Raw genomic sequence first — 17324 nt, 5'->3', positions numbered from 1 at the left:
CTCTCATCACTAGGACTTTAGATCGGACTCTAGACCTTCGACGGCTGCAGACTGCAACAGCTCCTCCAACTCCGCACGTTCGGGCAGGTCAGCCGGCGCGAAATCTTCGCCGGTGCGCACGTAGAAAAACACGGCGTTGATCTTGCGGCCATCATCCGCAATGCGGCGCCATGCTTCCTTGTACACCGCCAACTGAAGTTTCGCTGCACGCATTTCTGCTGCTTGCGGCTTACCACCAGTTTTCCAGTCAACGATGGTCCAGGACTGCTCGCCCGTTACTGGATCTGGCGCGTCTAAGAAGATCGCATCGATACGGCCACGGACGGTGGATGAACCCAAATCAATTTCAAAGGGGTGCTCAATATGTTCCGGTGTGCGCCCAGCCCATTGACTGTTTTCAAAGGATTCTTTGAGGCGAGCCAAGGTGGCGGCGTCGACGGAGGGTTCGGTGTTGCCGGGCAATTCATCGTCGTCAAGCAGGGGCCGTGCCCCGAAGAAACCTTCTACCCATTCGTGGAACGCTGTTCCGCGCTTGGCGTAGGAATTCGGTTTGAACGGCACCGGGCGGCGCGCACGGCGGGCGAATTGCTCCGGGTCGGCACGCAGGGCGACGATGTCTGATGCGGTCAACGTGCCCGGCATAGTCACGGCCACCTCGGGGCTTTGTGCGGCGATGTGCTCATTGATCAGCGCGGTAACATCGTTTTCCCACTGCGTGAACAACTCGCCGTCCACATCAGTGCGGGTGTTATCCGGCTTCTCCGGGAGGGTGGCCTGTGCTGCCCGGACCTTCGCTGCACCTGCTAGCGCTTCAGATTCAGCGGCGTAGTTCGGCCAGATCCCCTCGTGCGCAGCGGCGACGTCGAGTTCTTCCTCATCAGACGTGCCATCCCACCACGCAATGACATCGGCGGCAGGCGTGTCATCCAGGGTGATGTCCTTGAACGGCAGGAAATGCTCGTAGGGTTTGGCTTCTGCCTTCCGGCCGGCAACCTTGGCCGACGCGGTGACAATGAGGCGCTTGGCGGCGCGGGTGACAGCGACGTAGAAGAGTCGCGCAGACTCCTCACCCAAGTCCTTGCGCTTCTGATCCAGGTATTCCTTGGTCAGATTCTGAAAATCGGAACGGGTGTCCGCGTGCTCAAATGCATCGAAGGAATCATCCGGCACGTACGGAACTTGGCCGAGGAAGGTAGCCACGGTGGAGCCGTAAGTTTTCTCATCCGCGTGAGCCACGGCAACGGTGTCCCACTCCAGGCCTTTGGCCTTGTGTGCCGTCAGGATATGCACGCGATCCCCACTGGTCACCACAGCGCCAGGTTCCAAACCATCTTCGTGTTCGGCGGCCAAGTCAAGGTAGTTCAGGAAACCTTCCAGGTCCGATCCGGGGTAGGAGAACACCACTTTGGCAAAGGCATCAAGGTGCACCGCGCCCGTGGGGGAATTGCGGGAGAGCACTTCCGTGCGGATGCCAAACACCGAGATGATGTCCGCGAAAAGATCGGGCAACCGCTTGCCCAGGCTGTACTTGCGCAGGTGGCGGAGTTTCGCGGAGAGTTCCTGCAGGCGCACAAGCCCTTCTTCGCTGTAGCGATCTGTCTCACCCAGATCCGCAACCGCATCCGCAAGACCCACGTGACGTTCGTTTTCACCCTTGGTGTTTTCCGCATCCGCAATGAGCTCAGCCAGCTGAACTTGTAGGCGTTCACGCGCGTCCGCATCGGGCCCCAGTTCATCCGTGGCACTGCCATGACGGCGCCCACCGGCGAGGTTCACGGCGCGTTGGGAGAGTGCGCTGATGTCCTTCAGCCCAAGACCGCAAGCCGGGCCGGCAAGGATCCGCAGCGCCGCCGTGGAGTCCTGCGGGTGCACGAGCATACGGGCAACGGCGACCGTGTCGGCGATCTCCGGGACTGTGAGCAACCCGGCTACACCCACGATTTCATAGGGCACACCGCGCTGTTCCAGGGCTTCTGCAAAGCGTGCGGAGTGCCGGTTCTTGCGCACCAGAATCGCGGATTCCACCGCTTCACCCGCGTTGATTTTCTCGGTGTAATCAGCCGTGATCGCATCAGCAATGGCGTCTACTTCCTCCTCTTCGGTGGCAAAGTAGCCGATTTCCACCTGGCCGGGGCTCGCCTCCGGCTTGGGTTCCAGCGGTTCCACTGCTCGTGGCGCACCATCGGGGGAACCAAGCACCGCATCGGAGACAGAGTTCGCCAGGGCCAGAACCTCCGGCGGGTTACGCCAGGATGTGGTCAGCTGCGCTTTCGGTGCCGGGCTTCCATCGGCCAGCGGGAAGTCCTCCACAAAAGCAGCCAAGTTCGCTGCGGTGGCTCCACGCCAACCGTAGATCGCCTGCATCGGGTCACCCACGGCTGTGACGGTGAGTGGATGTGCGTGGCGTTCAGGATCATCGGCGTTGTCCCCGAACAGACTGCGCAGCAGAACGCGCTGGGCGTGGGAGGTGTCCTGGTACTCATCCAGCATGATTACGCGGAAACGGTCGCGTTGGGATGCCCCGACGGCCGCGTGCTCACTAGCGAGCTTCGCCGCCACGGACATTTGCTCATTGAAGGTCACCACACCACGAGCACGCAGCTCCGCGGCGAGTTCCCCGGCCAGCTCCGCGTAGGCTGTGCGGATCTGCTGGGTGTCCACCCACTTCTGCACGTCTTTGTTGTAGTTCTCCCGTGCTTTACCGCGCGGGAGGGAAGCCAGGTTATCGATGAAGGCTGTTGCCTCCTCCTTGATGCGCTCTGGCGGGTAGACCTCATTGCCCATGGAAGTAACCAATGCCAAGAGCGTGTCCACGACCGTGTCTACCGTCGGGTTTTTGCTCACCCCCTCTAGCAGTGCACCGGCGTGATTGGACACCACATCCCAGGCAATCGAATGGAGTTCCGCAGCCGTGATCAAGCGCGCATCCGGCTCAACCGGCACGAGCAGACCGTATTCACGGATGAGGGAGCCCGCATAGGAGTCATAGGTGGATACCGTTGGTGCGATCGCGGTGAGGTTTTCAGCCAGCTGCCCCGTCGGGTCCAGGCGGCGCACCAATTGATCATTAGCGGCAAGGCGTTCCAGGCGCTTACGGATACGCTTGCCCAGTTCTTGCGCTGCTTTGCGGGTGAACGTGAGACCGAGGACTTCTTCTGGGCGCACGTAGCCATTGGCTACCAACCACACCACGCGTGATGCCATGGTTTCGGTCTTACCAGCTCCGGCACCAGCAACCACGAGCAGTGGTCCGGGTTCAGCGCCGATGATTGCTGCTTGTTGATCGGTCGGCGGGAACGCATCGCCCAAGTATTTTGAGAGTGTGCGTGGTGGCATCGGGGTTGCCACGGTATGTGCTGCGTGTCCTGCGTTAACCACGGGTGGTCACCTCTCCTTCGGGCTGTGCGGGGCAAATGTTTTTGATCTGGCAAAAATCACAGTGAGGGCCGGTCACGGCACGTAATTGCGGTCCAGTCATTTCAGCGGGCAGAGGCTTGATCAGTTCCGTGAATTCAGCGCGCTGTTCTTCATCCTTGGGTGCCTGCGTCCGGGTTGTCACGCTGACCGTCTCCGCCGCGGGGTAGACCAGGGTGCCGCCACCAACGGTCAGCGGTGTTTCCCCTTCGGCTGCGGTGACCACTGCCCCATCACGCCACACACCGTGGGACAAGGCCAGCTGGTAAGCAAGCAGCTGTGGATGCTCCTCAATCTCCTTGTTGGAAACCGCGTACTTGGATGTTTTCAGATCCACCACGTGTACGGGGGCAGCGTCATCCGTGACGTCGCCTTCACGCTCCAGCCGGTCAATGCGGCCGCCAATCACCACACCAGGGGCGACTTCCACGTGCACCGGCACTTCCACGCCGAGCACGTCGAAGGTCCCGCGGGTGTCAGCGACCCATTTCGCTGCTCTATCCAGCATCTCCTCAAAGGCAGTCAGGTCATTCGCTCGCTTCCACTCAGGCACGTCGAACAGTTCGGTGTACGCCGTGATCGTGTCCGCGCGGGCAAGTTCAGGGTCAGCGCCACGGCCGAGTGCCTCGAAGAAGTAGTGCACGAGCGTGCCACGGGTCATTGCATCCGTGGATGTGGCCGTGATGTCGCGCTCCAGCACATTCCGCATCGGACACTGCAGCAACCCCTCAATCCGTGAGGGAGAGAGGCGACTGGGTGGATCCATCGCTTCGCTTGTCGACGGATCCCTCACCCCCCACCAATCCCCCGGATCCGCCCCCGGAATGCCTACTTCCGCCATGCGCACGAGCTGGCGTGCAGCCTGGCGGGCATGCTCCTCATCAGCCTCCGGGTCGGTGACAACGCGGCGGAGTTCCGCAATCACATCCTCGACCGCCAAGACACGCACGCGGACATAGCTATACGGGTCTTCCTCATCGGCGGCGTGCTCGGCCTGCGGCGTGTTGGGAATGTCCGCCTCGTCGGGCACAACCATCGTGCGGATTGCACCAGACTGGGCAGCGAAGGCCTCCACGAAGCGGGAAGGCTCGACCACTTCGTCGCCGTCCGGGCAGTCCACGGCGGTGACCAGCACGTTTTCTGTTGCACGGCTCACCGCCATGTGGAACAGGTGGTTTTCTTCTTTAAGGCGGTCCGCGGTGTGGGACACCGGCGTAGCCGGATCAATGCCTTCGTCCACCAAGTCAATGAGGTCTTCTTGGCGCATGAGCGTGCCGGTTTCACTCAACGTGGGCCACGTCAGTTCCTGCACGCCACTGACAATGACGCGGCGGAATTCCCTGCCAGCGGCACCGTGTGCGGTAAGCAATGGCACGGCATCTGGCACTGCGGTACGGCGGTCGCGCACACCGGTGGGCAGCTCTTGTTCCTCAATGTGGGCGATGAAGGAATCAATCGTGGCGGTGGGGCGACGTTCGGTGAAGTCTCCCGCCGCGTCAAACAGAGACATCATCGCGTCCAGATCACGGTCCGCCTGGGAGCCACCGGCGCCACCGCGCAAAGCAATGGCCATGAGGCTGTCCGCCAGCTTCGTCGCCGACCACACAGCCCACAGAACTTCCTCAACGCTGCCCCCAGCTTCCACTTCCGCACGCCCAGCCTCGAGCACGCTGCGCATCCGGGTGAGAATATCCAGTTCCCGCTGCGTCAGCATTGAACCAAAGTCCGGCAGTTCCCTGCGCTGGTTAAGCAGCTCACGCAGAGTGTCCTCAGCGCGTGCTTCGGGCTGCCAGCGGCGCAATCCCCGCAAAAGACGGCGCAGGGTCACTGGATCCACACCACCCACCGGGCCGAGGAGGAGCTGGCGCCATTGCGCCATACTCAAGTGCTCCTTGTCATTGCCATCACTACGCAGCGCGCGCAGGCCCAACAGCATGGCCATGACAATTTTCTGTTCACTGAGCACAACGTCAGTGGGGTTCACTGCGACGGGGACACCGGCCTGCAACAGGGCGCGGCGCAGTGGCTCAATCATGCTGGCGGAACGAACAATCACGGCCATGTCACTCCATGGCACGCCATCACCCAGGTGAGCGCGGCGCAGAGCATCCACCACGGTGGCGTGGTTGAGTGCCTCCGACGGGGCAATGGCCACGGCCGCGGCCGGGTTGCGGCGTGTGGCGCCGAGGTCCACCACGTTCACGTCCATGCCGGTCTGGGCGTGAAGATCGCGTTCAAAATTGGCAAAGAAAAGCGGGGAGGCACCGCGGAAACGGAACACGGATTGTTCCAGGTCACCGCCAACGACAGCGAGGTCCGCCTCGGCGATCAAGCGGGACACCAACTGTCCCGAGGCAGGATCCAGGTGCTGGGCATCATCCACGATGACGGTGTGCCACGTGCGTGGCAGCGGCGCGCGCAGCACTTGATCCACGAGCTCTGAGGCGGAGTAGCTGCGGGCACCGTAAAGAGCCATCACATCCTGGTACTCCGCAAGGAAGTCACCGGCAGCGCTCCAGGTGGGAATGTTGTGCTGCTCCCCCATCTCTTTGAGCTGAGCTGGTGTGAGCGTGCGCTCCACCGCGCGCAGCAAAAAGTCGCGCAACTGGCGGGCAAAGCCCACCATCGGCAGCGCCGGACGGAGCTCTTCCGGCCATGAACCCCCACCGTCTTCCACGTGGCCCTGGAGGAGTTCGCGGATGGCAAAATCCTGCTCCGCACCAGAGATCAAACGGATCTGGTTACTTTCACCACCGTCTTCCGGTTCGGCTGCACGCAGGAGGGCAAACGCGAGAGAGTGAACGGAACGCACGATCGGTTCATCAGCCACAAAACCTAAGGTGGCTAGTTTGTCCGATAACTCCTGGCGGACGCGCGCACCGGATTCCTTAGAAGCAGTGATCACCACCACCCCATTGGGGTCCGCACCAGCGGCAATACGGTCAGCAGCCGTGTCAATGAGGAAGCTCGTCACACCCGAGCCGGCTTCACCGGTGACCTTCCATATGCCGGAATCCGGCAGATCAACAGGCCACGTGCGGTCACGCACCGTGCGTTCACGGCGGACAAGGTAAGCCCGTGGGTGAGGCGGTAGCGCGGGTGTCTGCGGGGAATTCATGCCCTACAGTGTTGCACCTCGGTGCGACATCAGGAGGGAACCCACCCGATCAATATTCGAACTAACGTTCGCTTCTGCCCCGAATGTCATAGCCAGGCTCGTGCGATACTCCAGCGCCCGCTCGCACAAAAACAGCAGGTCCGGGATGTGGGACCAGCGGTTTAGCACGGCGTCGTCGACGGCGTCGGCCAAAAGGCCGTCGATAAGCGTGAGCGCGGCGCTGTACCCGTGCGGGCGGGGACCTTCTGCAGGCACAATGTCTGTCAATGCGGGTGGCAGTGAGCCATCAAAAATGCAGCATCCAAAGAAATCCGCATGGCTGAGCTGGCCACCCTTGACATATTCGGGGTGCGCAGCCCACACGGCACGGTCGGCGCGCGCCCAGGCATCATCGCGGTCGAGTGCGGGGGCAGGAAAGTAGGCCACGGCTTCATCGAAACGCAGGGCCGCGGCAATCGCTTCATCCACGCGGTGACCCGGCTCCCCCTCCACGAAATCGGAGGCACGGTAACCGGCGACGGTGAAACGGCCATCCGTCGTCCGCACGGGGCGCACCACGCGCACTCCTGGCACGGTGACTTTCTCCCGCAACTTGGACGACCATGTGGCATGCGCGGGTGCTTCCGCAATGACCATCCGGCCAAACCGTGTGCCATTGCCCCACTCCGGGCCGAGCGGGCTGGGGTGCGAATCATCGGCCTGGAACGACGTCAGAACATGTCCGGGAATAGTCATCACTTTTACGGCCCTCCTACAGTCTCTACAGCACCGCCGGACGCGGGTATGGCCACGGGTTCGCGCGACACGTATCGTCGTTTTGTGGGTAGACCTCGTCCGGGTTGAGGTCATAGAGCTCCTGGTTATTCAGGCTGAGAGTCTGCTGCATCATGATCGGCGCCAAATCCCCGTTGGCTGGGCACGGCTCATGCTCCGCATAGCCCAGCGCGTGGCCCACCTCATGGTTGATCACGTACTGGCGGTAGCTGCCTAAATCCCCCTGGAAAGGTGCCGCGCCACGCACCCAGCGGGACTCGTTGATGAGCACCCGGTCCCCGTCAACCTCATTGAAAATGCGGCACGACGTTTCCAGCCCCAAGTCATCACCGCAGGTGGAGCGGGCTGTTCCCACGGAGATCAACTGGATGCGTAGATCCGGATCTTCGTCCGAACCCACGTGTTCAAAACGCACATTCGGGTCATTCGTCCAGCCGCGCGGATCCGCCAAAGTGGCATCCACCATCGCGGCAAACGCGTCATCCCCGCCATAGCCGCGGGTATCAATGCCGTCTTCCACCTCAGTGGCAAAACGCACAACCTGCTGGTGGCCTTCACCAATCTGCATGCCAGTGGCCCCCACTGGGCGGAAGGTCCCCTCCCCCTGCTCCGTGTACGGCCCCCCTGGTGGCAGCTCGGTGATACCCACCTCACCGATCGGCATATCCTCCACGGTTTTACGCACAGAGGAACCCTGAACCTCTTCCGGCGCTCGGGACTTACCCACGGTCTCCCCCGCCGGCGTTGTCACAATTGACCACACCACAAGCGCCGTCACCACAACGAGCACCGGAATGGCGTAGGCACGCCAACCGTAGGTGCGCACAAAATTCTGCAATGCGGAACTGGAATGGTTTCCGCTCATGCGCACCTCGGGTTCATCGGGGCTGTAATCCATAGGGCCAAACCTATCGCGCTTTTAGCCAGAAAAGCCGACAGCGCGCGGGGTGGAGTTACCCAATTCGACATAGAGGATGCGCTCCGTACGCACTACATACTTCATGCCGCGCTCGTCTTCGAGCGTGACGGTGGGTGTACCGGATTCAATGGCCCTAGTGATGTGGTCCGAAATCTCGTCCTGGCCTTTCGGCGAGGTGATGGAGAGTTCACGGTGGCTATCTGCCAGACCAATCTTGATTTCCATTGCGGCTATCTCACTGTCCTTTGCTCTATACAGCTCTATACAAATGCTCTACACAAACTGTGCAATAGGCACATTGTAACGGTGGGCGGTTAAGATGTTCACCGTGCCCGATCGCTTTGAACAGTCACCGCCCTCATTCGCCGCGCTTGGCGTTGCCGCGGAGATTGTGGAGGCCTTAGCGCGTAACGGTATGACGCATGTGTTCTCCATCCAGGAGCTCACGTTGCCCATCGCGCTGGAAGGCCGTGATCTCATCGGCCAGGCCCGAACGGGCATGGGCAAGACGTTAGCTTTTGGAGTCCCACTCCTGGATCGTGTTTTTGATGATGCTGCGATCGCCGAGCTTGACGGCACCCCGCGCGCCCTCATCATCGCCCCCACGCGTGAGCTCGCCGTCCAGGTGGGTGAGGATCTCGCGCTCGCCGCACAAGATACGCCTGTTCGCTTATCGACGATTTATGGCGGCCGCCCCTACGACGAACAAATCAACGCCCTGCAGGCTGGCGTTGATGTTGTCGTGGGCACCCCTGGCCGCCTGCTGGACCTCCACCAGCGCGGTGATTTGGATTTGAGCCAGGTGGCCATCCTTGTCCTCGATGAGGCCGATGAGATGCTCGATCTGGGCTTCTTGCCCGACATCCAGAAGCTCTGGGGTGCGCTGAACCAGCCAGTTCAAACCATGCTGTTCTCCGCGACCATGCCAGGCCCGATCCTCGCTTTGGCGCGATCGATGATGAACAAGCCAATTCACATCCGCGCTGAATCCACCGAGTCCTCCCAGGTCCATGACACCACCAAGCAAGTGGTGTTCTGCTCCCACAAGATGGACAAGCCCGAGGTGACCGCGCGCATCTTGCAGGCCGACGGCCGCGGCAAGACCATCATCTTCACCCGCACGAAGCGCACCGCCGCTGATGTGGCCGAAGACCTCGCACGCCGCGGTTTCGCCGTCGGCTCGGTCCACGGCGACATGGGCCAGGAAGCACGCGAGCGTTCCCTCGATGCTTTCCGTTCCGGTGACATTGAAATCCTCGTGGCCACCGACGTTGCCGCCCGCGGTATTGATGTTGATGACGTCACCCACGTAATCAACTACCAAACCCCCGACGACCCCATGACCTACGTCCACCGCATTGGCCGCACCGGCCGCGCTGGACGCACCGGCACCGCGGTCACACTCGTCGGCTTTGATGAGACCCACAAGTGGAAGCTCATCAACGACGACCTGAACTTGGACATGCCCGAACCTCCATCTTGGTTCTCCACCTCCCCCGAGCTTTTCGCGGCCCTAGACATCCCCACCGACGCCGGCCCCACCGTCGGCGCCCCGCGCCCCGTTCACGGTCTGCGCCGGAGGAAGCCTCGCAGTGAGCAATCTTCTGCCCGCCCCCGGAGGCGCCGCCGATGAGCACCAACAAGCCTCTACGCCGCACCCGCGGTGACCTCATTGCCACCGCCGTTATCACCACCGTTTGCCTCGTAGCCCTGCTCATCGCCTACTTCACAGCACCGATCCGCCAGGACCACCTCTCACCAGCAGCCGAGGAGCTCACCGATGCCGGCGCCCTCGCTGCCGTGCCAGACACCCTCACCGAATCTTTCACCCTGCCGGACACCTCACCACAGGCGCGCCCGCTGATTGTCAACGGCGTGATTATCACCTACAGCGACGGCACCATCACTGGCACCACACCAGACGGCACCGAGCAGTGGACGTATAAGCGCAGCGCTGAACTCTGCGGCATGGCCGGTGCCTGGGGCAAAGTCGTGGCCGTGTACCGCACCAATGTTGGCTGCGGTGACGTCGTGGGCATCAATGCACTGACAGGCCAGTACGCCAACACCCGCTCTGCGGGAAACACCCAGGCAGCAACCGTCTTTTCTTCCAATGACCGCGTGGGCATCCTGGGTATTGACCGTGAATATTCGCGCACGGAGCTCTGGCGCTCCGACCTCGTCCGCACCGTCGAATACGGCGATGTCAAAGCCCCGCAAGAACCCGATATGCAGCCACACCCTGGCTGCACGCTGACCTCCGCGCTGACGCGCACGGAACTCCTGGCCATCACCGAGACCTGCGAGGATGGCACGTGGCTGCGCTTCCAGGACACGACCCCGGAGGATTCCCGCAAGCCTGAGATGCACGAATCCGTGTCTATCCCCGAGGGGGCTTACCTCGTGGCCATCAGCCAAGACGGCGCTGCTGTGTACGATCCGGCGGCTTCTACCGTGACGTCCTACTCACAGGACGGCGCACAACTTCACAGCTCTCACGTCCCCGCGTCCAATCTGCTGGCAGACTCCCCCAGCCGGATTCTTGTGCCACAGGTCGCTGATCTCCCCCACAACATGACATACTTCGACGGCCACAATCTACTGCTCCTCGACCCGTCGGAGCTCGCCGTCACCACCATCTACCAGGGTGCTCTCGGCACCGGCGTGGGTGTGGGTGACCGGCTGCTCTACCCCACCGCCGAAGGTGTTGCCATCGCCGACTGGAACGTCGACCACCCCGAGCACACCATCCCCGTTGACCGCGCCGGTTACAGCGGGCCGGTGGCGTTGGGGTCGGCGGGTGCCACGATCGTCGAAAAGCGTGGCGATACCGTCGTTGTCCTCGACGCTTCCTAGAGCTGCCGTGCGCGACGCTCGTCGAAGCTTGCGGTTGCCCAACTTGTGGACGCCGGATGCAACGCACACCCCAACGCCAGCAACCCCGCGAACAACGTGATCACACCAAGCGTGGTTGCACCGCCACTGAACATGTAGACCGAAATGCCCAGGAGCAGCACGTTCAGGAACACAATGAGGCTGCGCCCCCACGTATGACCGCGCAGAATGCCCACGGCGCCGGCGAGCATCGGGCCGAACACCAAAAGCACGAAGATCGCGGTGCCAACACCCACAAAGGCAAACGCCGGGGTATCGGATTCCACCAACGTCTCATCCGTGCCCATCTGCGCCTGTGTGATGGCGAAGTACACGCCACCGGCAATAGCGACGACGCCCTCAAGGATCGCCACAATCGCCGCGACCTTCATCGGCGCCGGGACCGTCCCCACGACAGGAACGCCGGCGGTTGTGCTCTTTGATTCAGGATTAGAAGCGTTAGAACTCACGCACATCATCCTATGGGTTGATAGTGATTTGACGAACTCCCTCCCCCTCCCCCTATCGCCCCACCGCCCCAAAAGTGCAGTTCAAGCAGTTTTCAACACAAACACTTTCCCGACGGTTGACCCCGCTGCCCCCTCCAAAAAGCCTTAAATATGCGCCAATGAATATGAATTGCATCACAATTTGGCTTCTACCCCTAGCGGAGTGTATGTAAACGTGCCATTATTCACGGGTAGCAAAAACAAAGAGCTGGTTACCCAGCCACCAACTCCAGATCACCACGGAGTTAACATCCGGTAAACGGAAGACGGGTCCCGCAACCATCGGGAAGTACCGCCCACATCAGACCGGATCCGCTCAACTTTTCGCACGACCATTCATCACCGGGAAAGCCCCGCGTATTTCACGCGCCTGCCCCGTTTATTGAAGAGCCGTGAGCAAAGCGCGCCGTGGTGTGCCCCGGAGTGCGGTTAGCACCACTTGTTCCACCCCGCTTAACGGCAGCGTTTAGCGCTGCCACGCACCCAGACTTTAAAGGAGACCTCATCATGGATTGGCGCCACGAAGCAGTATGCCGCGACGAAGACCCCGAACTGTTCTTCCCGGTTGGTAACTCCGGCCCTGCACTTTCCCAGATCGCACAGGCCAAGCTGGTCTGCCACCGCTGCCCCGTTACCTCCCAGTGCCTGAAGTGGGCACTCGAGACGGGCCAGGACGCCGGCGTGTGGGGCGGTCTCTCCGAGGAGGAGCGCCGCGCCCTCAAGCGCCGCAACAAGCAGCGCAACCGCCAGCGCGTCACCGCCTAATTCCTTTTACTTGTGCCTAGGCGGGCATCGCCCCGCCTAGGCTGCCGATTTCCATCGCACCTGCCCACCCCGATACAGTGATCAGACAGAGTATTTACTGTCCGTTCCATCTGGCCCAAGGAGGTCGTTATGAGCAAGCGTGGTCGTAAGCGCAAGGACCGCCGCAAGAAGAGCGCTAACCGCGGCAAGCGTCCCAACTCCTAAGCAGAGTTAAACAGCGAAGCACCCCTTCACCTGGTTGTCCAACCGGGTGGAGGGGTGCTGTCTTTGCCGGGCTAATGGAGGTGAAGTAGGGGTTAAGTAGCAGGAACCTGTCTGGACCCCGCCAAAACATAAACCCCAATAAACGTTTTCAAATAAACCAGGATGGGCCACCAGCTTCTTACGAAAACTGATGCGCCCACCTGGTTTATTTGAGTTCATTTATTGCAGTTGATTTATTGCAGTTCATTCATCACGGTTTGTCCCCCCGAGAAGCCAAACCCCTACTTGTAATAGGTAATGGAGATCGACCGCACGATCCGCTGCCGCAGCTGCTCCGGCGCCTGGTCCTGGCAGTTGCACCGGCGGACGATCTGGCGGATCTCCATTTCGGTTTTCAGCCGGGCAAAATTCTCGGGGCAGGTTTGGATGATGGCGCGGATTTCCTCCACGCGGGCCTGCGGGGTGTCGGGGTCGAAGAATTCGCAGAGCAGCGCTTGTGCACGGGTTGGTTCGATGTTGCAGTCACCCATTATTTCTGCTCCTCCAGGCCAGTGCTCTGTTTGTCGGTGCTGTCCAGGCCGATGCCTTGTTCGTTCGCTACATCCTTCAACAGTTCGCGGAGTTGTTTTCTTCCACGGTGGAGGCGGGACATGACGGTGCCGATGGGAATGTCCAGCGCTTCGGCGATTTCCTTGTATGCCAGGCCTTCGACGTCGGAGAGGTAGACGACCATGCGGTAGTCGTCGTTAAGCGAGTTCATGGCGTCCGCAATGGCTGCGTCCGGCATGTTGCGCAGGGCTTCGACCTCCGCGGATTGCAGGCCGGTCGAGTCGTGGGAGCTGGTGGTGTACAACTGCCGGTCGGTCACATCCTCAGCAGAGGTTTCCAGCGGGCGGCGCTGCTTTTTGCGGTAGGTGTTGATGTACGCGTTCGTCATAATCCGGTACATCCACGCCTTGAGGTTGGTCCCCTCTTTGAAGGAGCCGAATGCGTTGAAAGCCTTGAGGTAGGTTTCTTGCACGAGGTCTTCAGCGTCTTGCGGGTTGCGCGTCATGCGTAGCGCACCGCCGTAGAACTGGTCGAGGAGCGGTAGCGCTTCTTCGCTGAAGCGCCGTTCAAGGTCGTTGTCGGCCATGTGGGTCATTCTAGCTAGGCTTGCCGGCATGGCTGCGAAGACTCAAGCACTTGCTGTTTTGGACGCTGCGGGCGTGCCCTACGAGCTCCTGGAGTATGCCGCGCACACGGATCATTTCGGGGATCATGCGGTGGCTGAGCTGGGCATTGATCCTGCGGTGACGCTCAAAACGCTGGTCATCCACCATGAGCGGGATTTCGCGGTGTGTTGCGTGCCGGTGGCGGGTCAACTCGCCCTCAAGAAAGCGGCGAAGGCGCTCGGATGGAAGAACGCAGAAATGGCCGCACCCAAAGATGCGCAGCGCGTCACGGGCTACATCGTCGGTGGTATTTCCCCGCTTGGCACAAAGCAAGCACTTCCAACGCTTGTCGACGCCTCCCTCGCCCCCTCCCCCACCATCTACGTCTCCGCCGGCAAGCGCGGTCTGACTGTGGCGTTGAACCCGCAGGATTTGGCTCAGGTGGTGGGCGCTTCCTTCGCCCCGATCAGCTCCGGATAGTCATTGCGCACGTTGCCCACCTCGCTGGCAGCGGGGCGCCACTCTAAGTCCGAGGCCACCCGCGACGGGTGAATGAGTTCCAATGCCTCCTCAGGCGTGCCATGCACCCACTGCTCCACCTCATCCGCTCTCAAGAACAGTGGCAGGCGGTGGTGCAACCACGCCATGTTCTCGGTGGCATCCGTGGTCACCATGGCGGTGGACAGCCTATCCAGGCCCGTGTCCCACAGCGCTGCCGCGTAGAGCAGCCCGTCGTGAGGGGTGACGTAGTAGGGCTTTTTACCCTTCCCTTCCTGCTTCCACTCGTAGTAGCCATCGAGCACCATGAGTCCCCGGCGCGCCTTGAAGGCTGAGCGAAACGAAGGTTTTTCCGCCACCGTTTCCCCACGCGCGTTGAACAGGGGTGCGCCGGTGTCGTCTTTCTTCCAGGTGGGAAGGAGGCCCCACCGGGCGGCGTCGATAAGCGCTTCGGTCTTGTCTATGCGCACGAGCGGCACTTGCTGGGTGGGCGCGATGTTGTAGCGCGGCGGCGGGGTGCCGTCGGGAGCGTGGACTGCGGTGATTCTGGACAGCGAGCCCACGGCTTCCAACAGTTCGTCGCCGGTGGTGAAAAGAACGAAGCGTCCGCACATGTCCCCCATTATGGCCCGCCGGTATGCTTGGCCGCATGACCTCCCATTTGTGGCCCGCCCCGTTCCATCCTGATCCGTTCGTGCACACCCAGGTTGTGCCCGGCTCCAAGTCGATGACCAACCGCGCGTATGTGCTCGCCGCGTTGGCGCACCGCCAGTCCACGATCATCGGGGCACTCCACTCGCGCGACACGGACCTCATGCGCGCCGCCCTGTCCAACATGGGCGTCGTCTTCACGGAAGAGGCCGAGCGCATCACCGTCACACCCGGTGAATTGGTGGGTGCCACTGTGGATTGCGGATTAGCTGGCACCGTCATGCGGTTCGTGCCCGCCGCCGCTGCGTTTGCTCAAGGCCCCGTGCTTATCGACGGCGACGCTCAAGCCCGCTCCCGCCCCCTCACCACCGTCCTCGACGCCCTGCGCCACCTGGGTGTTTCTGTGGACGGCAATTCCCTACCGTTCACCGTCAACGGAACCGGCAGCGCCCCTGGCGGACGCGTGGAAATTGATGCGAGCTCCAGCTCCCAATTCGTCTCCGCCCTCCTCCTCGCCGGCGCACGCTTTGACCGTGGTCTGACCGTGGTTCACACCGGTGGTCGCCTGCCCTCCATGCCCCACATTGAGATGACCGTGGACATGATCCGTGAGGCCGGTGTCAAGGTTGATGTCAAACAAAACGAATGGACCGTTCACCCCGGCCCCATTAGCGGCAAAATCTGGGTCATCGAGCCAGACCTGTCCAACGCCACCCCCTTCCTCGCGGCCGCAGCCGTCACCGGTGGCTCAGTGAGCATCCCCTACTGGCCACAGAAAACTACCCAGGCCGGTGACTTCATCCGCCTCATCCTCGAGCGCATGGGCTGCGAGGTCGAACTCATCGCCGATGGCCCCTCCTACACGCTGACCGTCACGGGGCCACCGCGTGGCCAGCTGCAGGGCATCACCCTGGACATGAGTGACATCGGGGAGCTAACGCCAACGGTGGCGGCGTTGGCAACGCAGGCGACACAGACAAGCATGCTCACCGGTATCTCCCACCTGCGTGGGCACGAGACCGACCGCCTCGCCGCGCTGAGCCAAGAGATCAACAAACTGGGCGGTAAGTGCGAGGAGCTTCCGGACGGCCTCCGCATCACCCCCGCTCCCCTCCACGGCGGCGTATGGCACTCCTACGCCGATCACCGCATGGCCACCGCCGGTGCCATTATCGGCCTGACCACCGAGGACGTGGTTGTCGAAGATATTGAGACCACCTCAAAAACCCTCCCCGGTTTCGCCGACATGTGGACAGGCATGGTTAATGGCTAAACGCGCAGGCAGGGATTTCTCCAGCTACGACGAATCCGACGTCAAAGTCCGCCCCGGCAAAGGCTCCCGGCCCCGCACTAAGGACCGGCCCAAACACGCTAACGCCGTCGTCGGCCTGGTAATCACCAAAGACCGCGGCCGGTGGGGCGTCGTGCTGGAAGACGGCACCCGTGTGGTGTGTATGCGTGCCCGCGAGTTGGGCCGCACCTCCATCGAAGTCGGCGACCGCGTCCGCGTGGTGGGTGACACCAGCGGGCGCAAAGACACCCTCGCCCGCATCGTCGGCCGCGAAGACCGCACTTCCGAACTGCGCCGCACCGCCGATGACACGGACCCCTATGAGCGCATCGTTGTCGCCAACGCCGACATCCTCCTCATCGTCTGCGCAGTGGCCGCCCCACCTCCGCGCACCGGGTTCGTCGAACGCGCCCTCATCGCCGCCTTTGTCGGCGGCGTCACCCCTGTGGTGTGCCTGACTAAATCCGACCTCGGCGACCCCGGCGCCTTCGAACAGGAACTCGTCGACCTCGACGTGGATGTCCTCCACACCGGCATCGCAGACGACCTCGACCCCTTGTTGGGCCGCATCACCGGCCAACTGTCCGCCGTCATCGGCCACTCCGGCGTAGGCAAATCAACCCTGGTCAACCGTCTTGTCCCGTCCGCCAACCGCGAGACCGGCGAAGTCTCCGGCGTAGGCAAGGGCCGCCACACCTCGACCCAGTCTGTGGCCCTGGAGCTGCCGGGTAAGAGTTCTGGCGCTGGTTCTGGTTCAGGGCCCGAGCACCCCGGCTGGATCATCGACACCCCTGGTATCCGCTCCTTCGGCCTCGCCCACGTCTCCCCCAACGACGTGCTCGATCCCTTCCCCGAACTCGCCGAAGCCGCCGAGAACTGCCCCCGCGGCTGCACCCACGCCGGCCCACCTGCAGATCCGGAGTGCGCCTGGGACGACCTCACCGCCCGCGATGGCCAGGACTCCGTGATCGGCCGCCGTGTTCAGGCTGTCCGCCATCTACTTGAGGCGCTCCGTATCAACGAGACCACCTACGACTAGAGCCCCTCACCGGCCCCAGGCCCCCACCGGTCCCGAGCCCCTCACGCGACTAACCGCGTGTAAAACTTTACATTGTAGCGGTAACTATCAAGTGGCATAAATCCACTACCAGGG

16 protein-coding genes are annotated in these 17324 nt (G+C 62.0%); 7 read left to right on the top strand and 9 right to left on the bottom strand.

The genetic code is table 11. The features are described from left to right. Window positions 1-9: 9 nt before the first annotated feature. Genes QP994_RS07755 through QP994_RS07735 form a run of 5 tightly spaced genes read right to left on the bottom strand, consistent with a single transcriptional unit; the run spans window position 10 to window position 8450 of the window. Window positions 10-3336 carry an ATP-dependent helicase gene (locus tag QP994_RS07755; RefSeq protein ID WP_284866015.1) on the bottom strand — a complete coding sequence of 1109 codons (3327 nt, stop codon included), beginning with the start codon at window positions 3334-3336 and terminating at the stop codon, window positions 10-12. 34 nt (window positions 3337-3370) lie between these two features. Next, entirely contained in the window at window positions 3371-6532 is a 3162-nt protein-coding gene (locus QP994_RS07750) for a PD-(D/E)XK nuclease family protein (RefSeq protein ID WP_284866001.1), read from the bottom strand. A 3-nt stretch (window positions 6533-6535) separates the two neighbouring features. Beyond that, window positions 6536-7267: a hypothetical protein gene (locus tag QP994_RS07745; RefSeq protein WP_284865999.1), complete on the bottom strand. Its 732-nt coding sequence runs from the start codon at window positions 7265-7267 to the stop codon at window positions 6536-6538. 25 nt (window positions 7268-7292) lie between these two features. Next, on the bottom strand, window positions 7293-8171 hold the full coding sequence (locus QP994_RS07740) for a DUF3152 domain-containing protein (protein ID WP_284866013.1): 879 nt from the start codon (window positions 8169-8171) through the stop codon (window positions 7293-7295). A gap of 54 nt (window positions 8172-8225) precedes the next feature. Then, on the bottom strand, window positions 8226-8450 hold the full coding sequence (locus QP994_RS07735) for a DUF3107 domain-containing protein (protein ID WP_284865997.1): 225 nt from the start codon (window positions 8448-8450) through the stop codon (window positions 8226-8228). A 103-nt stretch (window positions 8451-8553) separates the two neighbouring features. Between QP994_RS07735 and QP994_RS07730 the strand changes: the two genes are divergently transcribed. Then, a complete protein-coding gene (locus QP994_RS07730) occupies window positions 8554-9858 on the top strand; it encodes a DEAD/DEAH box helicase (RefSeq protein WP_284865995.1) in 1305 nt (434 codons plus the stop codon). Beyond that, a complete protein-coding gene (locus QP994_RS07725) occupies window positions 9855-11081 on the top strand; it encodes an Rv3212 family protein (protein ID WP_284855442.1) in 1227 nt (408 codons plus the stop codon). The genes QP994_RS07730 and QP994_RS07725 overlap by 4 nt, the downstream gene beginning before the upstream one ends. Here the strand turns inward: QP994_RS07725 and QP994_RS07720 are convergent. Continuing rightward, entirely contained in the window at window positions 11078-11569 is a 492-nt protein-coding gene (locus QP994_RS07720) for a hypothetical protein (protein WP_284865993.1), read from the bottom strand. The genes QP994_RS07725 and QP994_RS07720 overlap by 4 nt on opposite strands. A gap of 546 nt (window positions 11570-12115) precedes the next feature. Here QP994_RS07720 and QP994_RS07715 point away from each other — a divergent pair. Both QP994_RS07715 and QP994_RS11235 read left to right on the top strand, forming a co-directional pair. Then, window positions 12116-12373 carry a WhiB family transcriptional regulator gene (locus QP994_RS07715; RefSeq protein ID WP_034664433.1) on the top strand — a complete coding sequence of 86 codons (258 nt, stop codon included), beginning with the start codon at window positions 12116-12118 and terminating at the stop codon, window positions 12371-12373. Window positions 12374-12502: 129 nt separating this feature from the next. Continuing rightward, window positions 12503-12577, top strand: a complete 75-nt coding sequence (locus tag QP994_RS11235; RefSeq protein WP_095066802.1) for a 50S ribosomal protein bL37 — start codon at window positions 12503-12505, stop codon at window positions 12575-12577. Between the two features lie 281 nt (window positions 12578-12858). Here QP994_RS11235 and QP994_RS07710 read toward each other — a convergent pair whose 3' ends face one another. Further along, a complete protein-coding gene (locus tag QP994_RS07710) occupies window positions 12859-13107 on the bottom strand; it encodes an anti-sigma factor (RefSeq protein WP_284855444.1) in 249 nt (82 codons plus the stop codon). Continuing rightward, the gene (locus QP994_RS07705) at window positions 13107-13712 is read right to left on the bottom strand and encodes a sigma-70 family RNA polymerase sigma factor (RefSeq protein WP_284865991.1); all 606 of its coding nucleotides are present in this window, start codon (window positions 13710-13712) and stop codon (window positions 13107-13109) included. Before QP994_RS07705 ends, QP994_RS07710 begins: the two co-directional genes overlap by 1 nt. A gap of 28 nt (window positions 13713-13740) precedes the next feature. On the opposite strand from QP994_RS07705, the gene ybaK reads away from it, so the two are divergent. Beyond that, the gene (ybaK, locus tag QP994_RS07700) at window positions 13741-14211 is read left to right on the top strand and encodes a Cys-tRNA(Pro) deacylase (RefSeq protein ID WP_284865989.1); all 471 of its coding nucleotides are present in this window, start codon (window positions 13741-13743) and stop codon (window positions 14209-14211) included. On the opposite strand, the gene QP994_RS07695 is transcribed toward ybaK, so the two are convergent. Continuing rightward, on the bottom strand, window positions 14169-14843 hold the full coding sequence (locus QP994_RS07695) for an SOS response-associated peptidase (RefSeq protein WP_284865987.1): 675 nt from the start codon (window positions 14841-14843) through the stop codon (window positions 14169-14171). The genes ybaK and QP994_RS07695 overlap by 43 nt on opposite strands. Window positions 14844-14878: 35 nt before the next feature. Between QP994_RS07695 and aroA the strand changes: the two genes are divergently transcribed. Both aroA and rsgA read left to right on the top strand, forming a co-directional pair. Then, a complete protein-coding gene (aroA, locus tag QP994_RS07690; RefSeq protein WP_284865986.1) occupies window positions 14879-16153 on the top strand; it encodes a 3-phosphoshikimate 1-carboxyvinyltransferase in 1275 nt (424 codons plus the stop codon). Next, entirely contained in the window at window positions 16146-17210 is a 1065-nt protein-coding gene (rsgA, locus tag QP994_RS07685; RefSeq protein WP_284865985.1) for a ribosome small subunit-dependent GTPase A, read from the top strand. The genes aroA and rsgA overlap by 8 nt, the downstream gene beginning before the upstream one ends. The last annotated feature ends 114 nt before the right edge of the window (window positions 17211-17324 follow it).

The sequence above is a fragment of the Corynebacterium sp. MSK044 genome, assembly GCF_030232825.1.
Classification (GTDB): Bacteria; Actinomycetota; Actinomycetes; order Mycobacteriales; family Mycobacteriaceae; genus Corynebacterium.
The sequence above is the reverse complement of the archived record's forward strand: the minus strand, read 5'-3'. Positions and strand labels throughout refer to the sequence as shown.